Source organism: Allobosea sp. 47.2.35 (genome assembly GCF_024655635.1).
Taxonomy (GTDB): Bacteria; Pseudomonadota; Alphaproteobacteria; order Rhizobiales; family Beijerinckiaceae; genus Allobosea.
On record NZ_JANLGI010000020.1, the window covers coordinates 1 to 12,800 of the forward strand.

General features: G+C 67.5%; 10 protein-coding genes and 1 pseudogene. 5 read left to right on the plus strand and 6 right to left on the minus strand.

Going from position 1 to position 12,800, the window contains the following annotated elements:
* Together NUV79_RS20760 and NUV79_RS20765 are read right to left on the minus strand one after the other, a co-directional pair.
* Positions 1 to 308 (minus strand): annotated as a pseudogene (locus NUV79_RS20760) (MFS transporter); the annotation flags it as partial.
* A 128-nt stretch (positions 309 to 436) separates the two neighbouring features.
* Entirely contained in the window at positions 437 to 1,639 is a 1,203-nt protein-coding gene (locus tag NUV79_RS20765; protein ID WP_257734973.1) for an MFS transporter, read from the minus strand.
* 168 nt (positions 1,640 to 1,807) lie between these two features.
* Here NUV79_RS20765 and yddG point away from each other — a divergent pair, with 168 nt between their 5' ends.
* On the plus strand, positions 1,808 to 2,716 hold the full coding sequence (gene yddG, locus NUV79_RS20770; protein WP_257734975.1) for an aromatic amino acid exporter YddG: 909 nt from the start codon (positions 1,808 to 1,810) through the stop codon (positions 2,714 to 2,716).
* A gap of 165 nt (positions 2,717 to 2,881) precedes the next feature.
* On the opposite strand, the gene NUV79_RS20775 is transcribed toward yddG, so the two are convergent.
* The 4 genes from NUV79_RS20775 to argH all read right to left on the minus strand — a co-directional run bounded on the left by NUV79_RS20775 (position 2,882) and on the right by argH (position 8,891).
* On the minus strand, positions 2,882 to 5,623 hold the full coding sequence (locus NUV79_RS20775) for a TIGR02302 family protein (RefSeq protein WP_257734976.1): 2,742 nt from the start codon (positions 5,621 to 5,623) through the stop codon (positions 2,882 to 2,884).
* Between the two features lie 145 nt (positions 5,624 to 5,768).
* Positions 5,769 to 7,058 (minus strand): diaminopimelate decarboxylase, encoded by a 1,290-nt coding sequence (gene lysA, locus NUV79_RS20780; protein WP_257734977.1) that lies wholly within the window; start codon positions 7,056 to 7,058, stop codon positions 5,769 to 5,771.
* 102 nt (positions 7,059 to 7,160) lie between these two features.
* Positions 7,161 to 7,424 carry an LPS translocon maturation chaperone LptM gene (lptM, locus tag NUV79_RS20785; protein ID WP_257734978.1) on the minus strand — a complete coding sequence of 88 codons (264 nt, stop codon included), beginning with the start codon at positions 7,422 to 7,424 and terminating at the stop codon, positions 7,161 to 7,163.
* An 81-nt stretch (positions 7,425 to 7,505) separates the two neighbouring features.
* Complete coding sequence (gene argH, locus NUV79_RS20790) at positions 7,506 to 8,891, minus strand: argininosuccinate lyase (RefSeq protein WP_257734979.1); 1,386 nt, start codon at positions 8,889 to 8,891, stop codon at positions 7,506 to 7,508.
* Between the two features lie 30 nt (positions 8,892 to 8,921).
* Between argH and tlpA the strand changes: the two genes are divergently transcribed.
* The 4 genes from tlpA to NUV79_RS20810 all read left to right on the plus strand — a co-directional run bounded on the left by tlpA (position 8,922) and on the right by NUV79_RS20810 (position 12,751).
* Positions 8,922 to 9,548: a thiol:disulfide interchange protein TlpA gene (gene tlpA / locus NUV79_RS20795; RefSeq protein ID WP_257734980.1), complete on the plus strand. Its 627-nt coding sequence runs from the start codon at positions 8,922 to 8,924 to the stop codon at positions 9,546 to 9,548.
* A 74-nt stretch (positions 9,549 to 9,622) separates the two neighbouring features.
* Positions 9,623 to 10,597 (plus strand): hypothetical protein, encoded by a 975-nt coding sequence (locus tag NUV79_RS20800; RefSeq protein ID WP_257734981.1) that lies wholly within the window; start codon positions 9,623 to 9,625, stop codon positions 10,595 to 10,597.
* A 68-nt stretch (positions 10,598 to 10,665) separates the two neighbouring features.
* Positions 10,666 to 12,396, plus strand: coding sequence for a carbamoyltransferase family protein (locus tag NUV79_RS20805; RefSeq protein WP_257734982.1), 1,731 nt, complete (start codon positions 10,666 to 10,668; stop codon positions 12,394 to 12,396).
* A 106-nt stretch (positions 12,397 to 12,502) separates the two neighbouring features.
* Positions 12,503 to 12,751 (plus strand): DUF1272 domain-containing protein, encoded by a 249-nt coding sequence (locus tag NUV79_RS20810; RefSeq protein WP_257734983.1) that lies wholly within the window; start codon positions 12,503 to 12,505, stop codon positions 12,749 to 12,751.
* The last annotated feature ends 49 nt before the right edge of the window (positions 12,752 to 12,800 follow it).

Here is a 12,800-nt window from a genome sequence, read left to right on the forward strand (position 1 = left end):
ACCTTCAAAGCGATAACCGCCCCCAACGGGGCCAACATTGCAGGCGATCTCACAATCAGGGCGGTCGCGACCACGACCAGCCCGGCGAAGGCCGTATAGGCGCGGATATGGCCGACACGCTGGATCACCCCGCCGCTCGACACCGCGCCGATGGTGAAGCCGACGAAATAGGCGCTGAGCACGATGCCGGTCGCGGCCGGGCCGAAATCCTCGAGCGTCAGCCGCAAGGACAGGAAGGTGTTGAAGAAGCCGTTCGCGAGCTGCACCAGGCTGGTCGCGGCGATCAGCGTTCCAATCTGAAGCAGCATCGGCCAATCCCTACGCGGCGGCCGAACGCATTCGGCCCGATCGGCACAGGGCTAGCCTTCGAATGTGGGCTCAATGCGTCGAGCCCGCCCGGAGCAGCGGCCGTTTAGGCCGCCGGAAAAGACCCGACTCAGCTCTGTCGCCCGCTCTTCGGCAACAGGAAGGTCAGCAGCCCGAAGGCCGGCAGCCAGGCGCAGATCTTGAACACCTCGATGATGCCGATCTTGTCGGCGAGCAGGCCGATGCCGGCCGCCGCGACGCCGCCGAGCCCGAAGGACAGACCGTAGAACAGGCCGCCGACGAGGCCGACCCGGTGCGGCACGAGGTCGATCGCGTAGATCAGGATCGCCGAGAAGGCGCTCGACATGATGAAGGAGACGATGATGCTGAGCACGCCGGTCCAGAACAGGTCGGCATGGGGCAGCATCAGCGCGAAGGGCAGCGAGCCCAGGATCGACAGCCAGATCACCCGGTCGCGGCCGATCCGGTCGCCGATCATGCCGCCGACGATCACGCCGATGGCGCCGACCACGAGATAGAGGAACAGCATGATCTGCGAGAGCTGGATCTCGATGCCGAAGCGCTCGATCAGGTAGAAGGTGTAATAGGAGGTGAAGGCGGCCGTGTAGCCGTTCTTCGAGATCAGCAGCATGACCAGCACGGCCATCGCCAGCAGCACGCGCCCGCGCGGCAGCCCGTGGCTCGCCGTCTCGTCGATATGCGTCGAAGACGATTTCTGCTCGCGCCGCATCGCCGAATAGCGCGCGCCGAGCCAGCCCATCACCAGCATCGCGACCAGCACGACGCCGGAGAACCAGGACAGGCTCTCCTGCCCGCGCGGCATCACCACCAGCGCCGCCAGTAGCGGGCCGACGGAATAGCCGATATGGCCGCCGACCTGGAACACGCCTTGCGCCAGGCCCTGACGGCCGGCCGCGGCATGGCGCGCCATCCGCGTCGCCTCCGGATGGAACACTGCCGAACCCAGGCCGATCAGCCCCGCCCCGACCAGGACCATCGGGTAGCTATGGGCGAAAGAGAGCATCAGGAGGCCCGCCAGCGTCGCGCACATGCCCGCGACCATCGCATAGGGCCATGGCTTGCGATCCGTGACGAAGCCGAGCAGCGGCTGCAGCAGCGAGGAGGTCACCTGGAAGGCGAGCGTGATCAGGCCGATCTGCACGAAATCGAGCTGATAATTCTCCTTGAACAGCGGATAGAGCGCCGGGATCATCGACTGGACGAGATCGTTCAGCAGATGCGCGACGCTGAGTGCCGCCAGAACCGGCATCAGCGGACGGCGAGTGACGGATTGCAGCGGGATCGTGGTCATAATGCAGGCAATGAGCCGCCTTTTGCGCGCGGTCAACGGGGCCGGGAGCATGACGCCCATGGCTGCAAGGCTGGGTTGCGGTGCAGCATCGCGCGCATCCGAGCCGGTGGCCATCGGCAAGCCCTGTGAAACCTGCTATCGCCGCGCGGTCTTCACACCGGCCCCGTCATGACCACCCGTCCCGCGACCCTCATCGGCTTCTGCGCCATCCTGCTCTGGTCGACGCTCGCGCTGTTCACGGCGATGTCGGGCCGTGTCCCGCCCTTCCAGCTCGTCGCCATGACCTTCGTGATCGGCGGCCTGCTGATCCTCGCAATCACGGCTTTACGCGGGCAGCTATCGCGCATCCGCCCGACGCCGGCCTCCTTCGCGCTCGGGCTCTACGGGCCGTTCGGCGACACCGCGCTCTATTATGCCGCCGTGAAGACCGCACCGGCTGCCGAGGCGAACCTGATCCATTATCTCTGGCCGCTCCTGATCGTGCTCTTCGCCGCGCTGCTGCCGGGCGGCGGGCTTAAGCCGCGCCATCTCGTTGGCGCGCTGATCGGGCTGGTGGCAACCGGCCTCCTGGTCTCGGGCGGCCTCGGCAGCGGCGGCGGGCTGGCGCTCGGCCATGTCCTGGCCGCGCTCGGCGCTTTCGTCTGGGCGAGCTATTCGGTGGCCTCGCGCCGCTTCGCCAATGTGCCCTCGGAAAGCCTCTGCGTGACCATGCTGGGCTGCGCCGTGCCGGCGCTCGCCTGCCATTTCGCCTTCGAGACCACGCTCTGGTCGCTGACGTCAATCGAGTGGGGCGGCGTTCTCGGCCTCGGCCTCGGCTCGATCGGGCTCGCCTTCGTCGTCTGGGATATCGGCATGAAGCAGGGCGACGTCGCCCTGCTCGGCGTCGCCTCCTATGCCGCGCCGGTGCTCTCCACGCTGATCCTCGTGCTGTTCGGCTACGCCCCCGCGAGCTGGCTGCTGGCGGCATCCTGCGCGCTCATCGTGATTGGGGCGCTGGTGGCGAGCGGCGGGGGCTCCGCAGGTTCCAAGAACGGGCGCGGGGAACCCCTCTCCCGGATGGGAGAGGGGCAGGGGTGAGGGAAGGCCGGAAAATCAGCTCGCGGCGATCCTTGGCGCGGGTAGCAATCGGACAGGCGTTCAAGGGCCTACCCCTCACCCTGCCCTCTCCCTCCGGGAGAGGGTTCCCCGCGCCATCATTCCGCCTGGTGCAGTAAGTTCCGCCAAACGCTGGCAGCAGCCCGCTCAGTTCCGCCTGAGCAACCGTTCCAGATAATCCAGCTCCTCGGCCGGCCTCAAGGGATCGCCGAGCCGCTTGCGCAACTCTTCCAGGATGCGCCGCGCCCGCTGGGTCGCGCTCTCGTCGGCGCCGGGCACCTTGACCCGGCCATCGGCCCAGTCGCGCTGGCGCTGCGGCCGGCCGAGGGGATCCTCGCTGCCGCGCTGCTGCGCCGAGGGACGACCCGCCGGGCGGCCATCCGGCTCGCCATAGGCCTGCCCTTCGCCTTCGCCCTCGCCGGGCTGGCCCTGCATCTGCTGGGCGAGGTTCTGCCCGCCCTTGCGCAAGGCTTCGAGCGCACGACCCTGCGCATCGAGAGCGCCTTCGCCCTGGCCCTGGCCGAGCTGGCTCTCCGCCTCGCGCATCGCGTCCTCGGCCTCGTCGAGCTCGCCATTCTGCGGCGCGCCCATGCCGCGCATCCGGCGCTGGAGGTCCTGCAGACGCTCGCGCAAGGCCTGCTGGCGCTGCGACAAGCCCTGCCCCTGGCCGTTCCGGCCCTGCATGCCCTCGCCGCCTTCGCCGTCCTCACCCTGCTCACCGGGCTGTTGTCCCGGCTGCTGGCCGCGCTGGCCCTGTTGGCCGCGTTGTCCTTGCTGGCCTTGTTGACCCTGCTGGCGCTGGCCCGGCCGCGCCTGCTGCTGGCCGGGGCGCTGGCCGCGCTGGGTCTGGCCCTGCCCCTGCTGGCGGCGCTGCTCGTTCTGATAGGTCTCGTCGCGCAGGTTCTGCTGGTCGCGCGTCATCCGGTCGAGGTCGCCGAGCGCCTGGTTCATCTCGCGCTGGCGCGGGTCCTGCTGGCCGGGGCGCGCCATCTGGAGATTGTTGAGCATCCGGTTGAGCTCTTCCATCAGGCGCTGCGCCTCGGCCATGTCGCCGCGCTTCGAGAGCTCCTCGATGCGGTCGAGCATGTTCTGCAGATCGCGCGGCGTCACCGTGCGGAAATTCTCGGGCAGGCGCGCCTGGTCGCGGTCGCCGTTCTGCTGTTGCTGGCGCATCATCTGCTCGGCGAGCTGGCGCATGAAATTGTCCATCGCCCGGCGCATCTCGTCGGTGAGCTTCTTGATCTCCTCCTCGGAGGCGCCACGCTCCAGCGCCTGCTGGAGATTTTCCTGCGCCTGCCGGAGCGCCCGCTCGGCATCGGACATGTCGCCGTCCTCGAGCTGGAGCGCCATCGCCCACATCAGCTCCGAAACCTCGCGCAACGCGTCGTCGCCGGCAGCGCGGCGCAGGCGCTCGCTCAGCATGCGCATGCCGAGATAGACGCCCGGCTCCTTCATGAAGAGCGAGGGCTCGATCATCAGCGCATCCATGGCGAGTTGCACCTTGGAGCGGTCCTCGACATCCATGACGAGCTTGCGGCGCTGCTCGACCAGCGCCTTGGCCAGTGGCTTGGTGAAGGTGCGCTGCGGCAGCACCACTTCGAGCGGCTCGCTGCGGCCCTCCTGTCCGGCCTCGTCCTTGGCGATCAGCACCATCCTGACCTTGGCGCCGGCCCAGGGATGGGCGGAGAAATCGACCGTGCTCTTGTTCTCCTCCTCGCCCGAGGCGGAGGACGGCACGGCGAGATTCTGCTTCGGCGGCTCGACCAGCGAGCGCCCGCCCTTCGCGACGTCGGGGCGCGAGACATTCACTTCGATCGAGGCGATGCCGTAATCGTCCTTGGCCTTGTAGGTGATGCCCAGGCCACCCGACTGCGCGCCGGTGACCGGCTTCGGCGGGTCGGTGAAGGCGATGGTCGGCGGCTGGTCGGGGACCGAGGTGATGGTGAGCGTGGTCCCCGGCGCACCGCTGCCGGTGAGCTTCAGCGTGCCGTTGCCGGCGAGCGTGAAGCGCTTTTCCAGCACGGCCTGCTGCGGCCCCGATGGCTGGGCCGGCTTCGCGGGCGCTGCCTTCGCCTGAGCATCCTTGCCCTCGCCTTCCTTGGCCTCGGGCTTGATCAGGTCGAGACGGCCGGTCGTGGCGACGTCCATGTTCGTCTTGCCGGCGATGCGCACGACGATGACCGATTTCTCGGGCGCGCTCAGATTCGGGCTCGCCAGCTTGGCGAAATCGATCAGGATCGGCGGCAGGCGCGTATAGGCCGGCGGGTCGATCCAGGCATCGATCCGGGTCGAGGCGGCGATCGCGGATGGCCCCTTCCAGTCGAAGGCGGCGGAAAGCCGCTGCGTGACTTCGGGCCCGGCGACGAAGAAGCCTGTGATGGCAGCGAGCAGCGGCACGGCGCGCAGCGCCCGCCGATCATGGCCCGCCATGCGCGGCTGCGGCGGCTGGACGCGCAGGGAAGCGACCTGCCGACTCTGGCGCTCGACATGCAGCTTCCACAGGGCCTGCGAAACCGGATCGGCCGAGCCGATCGCGAGATTGTCCTCAAGTGAGGACGCCGGGCGGTGGCCGTCAGCGAAGGAGCGATCGAGCCGCGTCAGGGCATCGCGATGCGTCGGCAGGACGAGGCGGGTGACATGCCAGAGGCTGGCGGCGAAAGCGCCCGCGAAGGCGAGCACGCCGACGATCCGCCCATACCAGGGCAGATGCGTCCAGAGGCCGAACCAGGAGACGGCGAGGAAGGCGAGGACGACGCCGAGCGGCAGCCACAGCCGGGGCCAGAGCCGCTCCCAGCCGAGCGACAGGCGCGAGGCCAGCGCGAGACGGCTGAGCCGCTGGCGGATGCCGTCGATCGTGTCGGGCGCCTTGCGGCGCTCTGCCTCGCTCATGCCATCGCTCCGGGCAGCCCCCATTTCCGTCTGAACTCGCCTGACCAAATCAGGCTAGCACGGGAATGTGGCATTGCCAGCGCGAAGAGGCACCAACACACAGCGCTCCGCCTTTCGTGAACGGAGCGGTGCGGGACTGAGCCGATCAGGCGAACCAGCCGGGAAGCTTGTCCGTGCCGATGAGCTCCTCATAGCTCTGGCGCGGCCGCGTCACGGCATATTGGTCGCCCTTGACCATGACCTCGGCCACCAGCAGGCGCTGGTTGTAGGTCGAGGACATCGAGGCGCCATAGGCGCCGGCCGTCATGAAGGCGATAAGGTCGTTCTGGCGCAATTGCGGCAGCTTGCGCCCGGTGGTGAAGGTATCGCCCGATTCGCAGATCGGCCCGACCACGTCATAGGCCGCTTCCGGCCCGCCGATCACCGGCTCCGTCACCGGCCAGACCTCATGATAGGCCTCGTACATCGCCGGCCGGACGAGGTCGTTCATCGCCGCGTCGACGACGAGGAACTGCTTGGTCGGGCGCGGATTGAGATGCAGCACCCGCGTCAGCAGGATGCCGGCATTGCCGACGATCAGACGGCCGGGCTCGAAGCCGAGCTCGACATCGAGCCCCTTGGTCACCTTGGCGACCATCTCGGCATAGGCCTCGATCAGGCCCGGCCCGTAATCGAAGGTCTTCGGGATGTCGTAGGGAATGCCGAGCCCGCCGCCGAGATCGAGCCGGTCGACGCGATGGCCCTCGCCCTTCAGGTCCCCGACCAGCGCGACCATCTTGGTATAGGCCGCCTCGAAGGCGTCGATCTCGCGGATCTGGCTGCCGATATGGACGGCAAGGCCCATGATCCGCACGCCCGGCATGTTCGCTGCACGCGAATAGAGCCGGCCGACCTCCTCGAAGGAGACGCCGAACTTGTTCTCGGAAGAGCCGGTCGTGATCTTGGCATGGCCGCCGGCGCCGATATCCGGATTGACCCGGAACACCGCCTCCTGCCGCTTGCCCAGCGACGCCGCCACCTTGGAGAGCAGGTCGAGCTCGCTCTCGCTCTCGATATTGACCTGATAGATGCCGGCCTCGACCGCGAAGCGCAGTTCCTGCTCGCTCTTGCCGACACCGGAGAACACGATCTTCTCAGGCGGAATGCCGGCGGCCAGCGCCTTGCGCACTTCCCCTTCCGAGACGGTGTCGATGCCGGCGCCAAGCGCGCCCAGCGTCTTCAGCACACCGAGATTGCCGTTCGCCTTCATGGCGTAGAAGACATGGGTCTTGCCGGCCGGCGCGGTCGTCTTCATCGCCGCCTCGAACAGCTTGTAATGCCGCTCGATCGTGGCGCTCGAATAGACATAGACCGGCGAGCCGACCTCGGTCGCGATGCGCTGGAGATCGACGCCCTCGGCATGGAGCGAGCCGTCGCGATAGGCGAAATGATGCATGGGATGAGCTCGCAGTCGGGCTAGGCAGGCGTCATCCTCGGGCGGAGCAAAGCAGCGACCCGAGCCTGACGCAGAATAGGGACGTTGCGACGGTGCGAGCCGTCACATCAGCGGGTCGAGGACAAAGGACCGGTTCGGCACGGTGATCGCCCGGTTGGCCTTGGCGGGCTTCGCCAGCACGGAGGCCGAGCCCAGCGAGGCCGGATCGTTCTCCTTGGCGCCGATCTGGTCGTCCGGCAAGTCGATGGCATTGGTCGCATTGGGCGGCGGCTCCAGCGGGCCCTTGCGCCCGCAGGCGCCGAGCGCAACGGCCAGCAGGCCGACGACCAGCAAGGTGCGGCCAAGTTTCAGGCGGGAATCAAGCACGAAAACGAACCCTCAGGGCGAAACGTGGCGGGACCTTAGCGGAGGAAGCGGCGGAGCGCGAGCGTCTCCGCCGCTCCAACCTCAGCCTTTCGCGAGCTGCTTCAGCCAGCGCCGGGCCTGCTTGCGGACATTGGCCGGGGCCGTGCCGCCATAGCTGACGCGGCTCTTCACCGACTGATCGACGCCGAGCACGGCGAAGACGGCCTCGGTGATCTGCGGCTCCACCGCCTGCATCTCGGCGAGCGAGAGCTTCTCGAGCCCCACCTTCTTCTCCGAGGCGATGCCGACGAGCCGGCCGGTGACGTGATGCGCGTCGCGGAACGGCATCTTGAGGACCCGCACCAGCCAGTCGGCCAGATCGGTCGCGGTGGCGTAGCCGAGACCGGCGGCCTTCTTCATCACCTTGAGATCAGGCTGCATGTCGCGGACCATGCCGGCGGTCGCGGCGAGGCAGAGCGACAGCGTCTGCAGCGCGTCGAACGTGCCTTCCTTGTCCTCCTGCATGTCCTTCGAATAGGTCAGCGGCAGGCCCTTCATCATGGTCAGCAGGCCCTGCAGCGCCCCGAAGACGCGCCCCGCCTTGCCGCGCACCAGTTCGGCCGCGTCGGGATTGCGCTTCTGCGGCATGATCGAGGAGCCGGTCGAGAAGGCATCGGAGAGCCGGACGAAGCCGAATTGCGGCGTCGACCACAGCACAATCTCTTCAGCGAAGCGCGAGAGATGCATCGCGCAGATCGAGGCCGCCGAGAGCGTCTCCAGCACGAAATCGCGATCCGAGACCGAATCGAGCGAGTTGGCCGTCGGCCGGTCGAAGCCGAGCGCCTTCGCCGTCATGTGCCGGTTGATCGGGAAGGAGGTACCGGCGAGCGCGGCGGCGCCGAGCGGGCATTCGTTGAGACGGGCGCGGGCATCGCGGATGCGGCTGCGATCACGGCCGAGCATCTCGACATAGGCGAGCAGGTGATGGCCGAAGGTGACCGGCTGCGCCGATTGGAGATGGGTGAAGCCCGGCATCACCGCGCCGGCATAGGTGTCGGCCTTTTCGGCCAGCGCGCGCTGGAGATCGGCCATCTGGCCGTCGATCTCGTCGAGCGTGTCGCGCACCCACAAACGCATGTCGGTCGCGACCTGGTCGTTGCGCGAGCGGGCGGTGTGCAGGCGGCCGGCGGCAAGCCCGATCTTGTCCTTGAGATTCGACTCGACGTTCATATGGACGTCTTCGAGCGCCCGCGAGAACGTGAAGGCGCCGCTCTCGATCTCGCCCTCGACCTTTTTCAAACCGGCGGTGATCGTCGCGACGTCGTCCTTGGTCAGGATACCGGTCTCGGCCAGCATGGCCGCATGTGCCAGCGAGCCGCGGATATCCTGGCGCCAGAGCTTCTTGTCGAAATCGATGGAGGCATTGATCTCCTCCATGATGGCGTCGGGGCCTGTGGCGAAACGCCCACCCCACATGCGATTGCTCACGACGGTCTTTCCTGCTTTTGAGGACGCATAATGACGTCTGGAAAAAAGATCGGACTGGCCCTCGGGGTCGTGGCGGCGCTCGGCCTCGCTGGCGTAGCTGCCTTCTACTCCGTCACTGGCGATGCCGGCAACGGATCATGCAGCGCGGCCCGCACGGCGGTCGCGCGCATGAAGCCGCTGGTCACGGGCGAGGTCGCGGCCGTCGAACTGCGCGCCAACCCGCAGCCGGCGCCCGCGCTGGCCTTCACCGGCCCCGATGGGCAGCCGACGACGCTGGCAGCGCTCAAGGGCAAGACGCTGCTGGTCAATCTCTGGGCGACCTGGTGTGCTCCCTGCCTGAAGGAAATGCCCTCGCTCGACGCGCTGCAGAACGAGATGGGCGGGCCGGATTTCGCGGTCGTCGCGATCAATATCGACACGCGCAATCTCGACAAGCCGAAGACCTGGCTCGCCGATAACCGGATCACGGCCCTGCCCTATTACGGCGATCCGCAGGCTGCGACCTTCCAGGCCCTGCGCGCCGCGCACAAGGTCGAGGGCATGCCGGTCAGCCTGATCGTCGACAAGGCCGGCTGCGAGCTCGGCATCATCCAGGGCCCGGCCGACTGGGCGAGCAGTGACGCGAAGGCGCTGATGAAGGCCGCCATCGGCCGCTGATTGACGGGTGTGAACCTCGCGGGCTTATTGCGCGACGGTGGGAGGTAGCATTCTTCACAGCGAGGTCTTCAATCGTGAACATATCCACCTTCCGCGCGGCGCTTCTGCGCTGCCTCCTCGCCGTGTCTCTGCTGGGTGCCGGCCTCGGCCTCGCGCAGGGTCAGGATCGCAAGACCATCAGCGGCACAACCGTCTCGCTCGTCCCGCTCGCCGGCTTCGCGCCGTCGAAGACCTTCGCCGGGCTCGAGAGCGCGAGCACCAAGGCCTCGCTCCTCGTCGCCGAACTGCCGCCGCAGGCGCATGAGCAGCTCGCCCCGCTCTTCAAGGATATCGACAAGGCCAAGACGAACTTCGCCCGCCAGAACATCACCGTCGACGACATCGAATCGATCGAGACCGGCGCCGGCCCGGCCCCGCTGATCACCGGCAGCCAGGATGTGAACGGCACGAGCTACGACAAGTGGATGGTGCTGCTGAAGGGCGAGAAGACCGTGCTGATCACGGTCCAGTCGCCGGATGGCGCCGATCTCGACCCCGACGACATCGTCGCGATGCTCAAGACGATCTCGCTCGGCGCCCCGCCCAGCATCGCCGACAAACTCAAGGCCCTGCCCTTCACGGTCGCAGCCGCCGAGCCGTTCCGCATCATCGATACGCTCGGCGGCTCCGGCGTGCTGATGACGGCCGGCCCGCTCGATGCCGACCCGTCCGGCACGCAGCCGATCATCGTCGTCGCCTATCAGCTTTCCGCGCCGATCCCGGCCGACAAGCTGGAAGCCAGCGCCGAGGCTCTGCTCAAGCAGACCAAGAATCTCGAAGCCGCGACGATCGCGAAGCGCGAGCGCGTGACCTTCGCCGGATCGCCCGGCGTGCTGCTGACCGGAACGGCCACGGATCGCGGCACCGAGAAGCGCTTCGCGCAATACATGGCGGTGGGTGCCGACGGGCGTTTCGTCCGCCTCGTCGCGATCGCCCCGGCCAGCGCCTATGACGCCGTGAAGGCCGGTATCGAGAAGGTCGCGGCCAGCATCGCCTTCGCCGCGAAGTAAACGCTCCCCGTCGCGCGGCCTCGCCCAATTGGTTTGGCTGATGGCGCCGACAAGGGTAAGGCAGGCGTATGACCTATACGATCGGCCTTGCCACCACCTTCCACGACCCCGCCATCGCGATCATCGGCCCCGATGGCGCGGTTCTCTTCGCGGAAGCGACCGAGCGCTATCTGCAATACAAGCGCGCGCCGAACTGTGAGCCGGATTCGGCGCCACGGATGGAAGGGCTGCTGACGCGCTACATTCCGGCGGATGCCGAAGTCCGCATCGCCACGAGCTGGGGCGAGGATTTCACCGGCTTTCTCGACCAGATGGCACGCGCCGGCTCCTTCACGCTCGATGCCCTGCTCAAGCTCTCGCCCGAGCTCAACCGCTCGCTGGTGCCGGAGCGCACAGAGCGCGCGTTGATCGCCTCGCTGCATCTTAGCCAGCAGCGCGCCGGCATGGGCGTGCTGCTCGGGCTCGACCGCGCCTATGGCAAGGCCAATGTCACCGGCCTCAAGCGCTACGGCCACCATCTCAGCCACGCGGCCTATGCCTGCTGGTCCTCGCCCTTCGACAATGCCGCCTGCCTCGTCGTAGACGGCATGGGTGAGACCGGCGCCTCGGCGATCTTCGCAATGGAGAACGGCAAGCTCCGTGAAGTGAAGCGCCATCGCGGCCGGGAATCGATCGGCTTCTATTTCGGCCTCGTCACCGACCTCGCCGGCTTCGACCAGGCCAAGGGCGAGGAATGGAAGATCATGGGGCTCGCCCCCTATGGCAAGGCCGATCCCGAACTGATGGCGCTGCTGCGCAAGCTCTATCAGATAGAGGGCCACAAGCTCGCCTTCGCCAAGGCCGATGTGGTGCAGGCGGTCGCTGCCGAGATTCTGGCGGAACGCCCGGCGAACGCATTGGATCAGGGCTGGGCCGATCTCGCCCGCTGCGGGCAGGACGTCTTCGCCGAGATGATGGAAGCGCTGCTCGGTGAGGCCGCCGCGCTGGTCCCGAGCGAGAATCTCGTCATGGCCGGCGGCTGCGCGCTGAACTCATCGTTCAACGGCAGGATCGCTGGCCGCCACGGCTTCAAGACCGTCTTCGTGCCCTCGGCCCCGGCCGATGACGGCAACGCGATCGGCGCGGCCTGGCTCAGCCACGCCGAGGCTAACCCGGACTGGCGCGCGCCGAAGGGGCCGCTCACGCCCTATCTCGGCTCAACGGTCTCGACCGAACCCTTCGAGCGCATGCAGCTCTGGGAGAAGCGCCTGCGCAAGCTCGCTCCCGACGAGGTCGCGCCGGTGACGGCCAAGCTGCTCACCGAGGGCAAGCTGATCGGCTGGGTGCAGGGCCGCGCCGAGTTCGGCCCGCGTGCGCTTGGCAACCGCTCGATCATCGCCGATCCGCGCCCGGCCGACGCCAAGGATATCCTCAACGCCAAGGTGAAATACCGCGAGGCCTTTCGGCCCTTCGCCCCCTCGATCCTGGCCGAGCATGCTGCCGACTGGTTCGAGAACTATCAGGACGCGCCCTATATGGAGCGCACGCTGGTCTGGAAGGAAGCGGTCCGCGACCGTGTCCCGGCCGTGGTCCATGAGGACGCGACCGGCCGCCTCCAGAGCGTCACCGCCGAGCGCAATCCGCGCTACCACGCGCTGATCTCGGCCTTCCACGGTCTGACGGGCGTACCGGTGATCCTCAACACCTCCTTCAACATCATGGGCAAGCCGATCCTGCACACGGCGGAGGACGCGATCCTGATGTTCTATACGAGCGGGCTCGACGCGCTGGTGATCGACGACTGGCTGCTGGTGAAATAACGGGCGGCCGACTGATCCGCCCCGTTGATCGGTCGGATCACGCGAAATCGCTGGTTTCGGTCTCGTTTGCGGTCATTCTTCCGGCCCATCGGAAGGAGACGACGCCATGCTGCAATTGCGCCCGAACTGCGAGTGCTGCGACCGCGACCTGCCGCCGCAATCGCGCGATGCCCTGATCTGCACCTTCGAATGCACGTTCTGTGTCGACTGCGTCGAGACGCGCTTCGCCGGCACCTGCCCGAATTGCGGCGGCGACCTCGTGCGCCGGCCGATCAGGCCGGAGCGGCTGCTGGAGAAATACCCGGCCTCGACGGAGCGCGTCCGCAAGCCGCACCCGCAATGCGCGGCGGCCTGAGGAAAGCGGCATCGGATTGGCGCTACCGCTGAACGCGTGCTAGCCACAC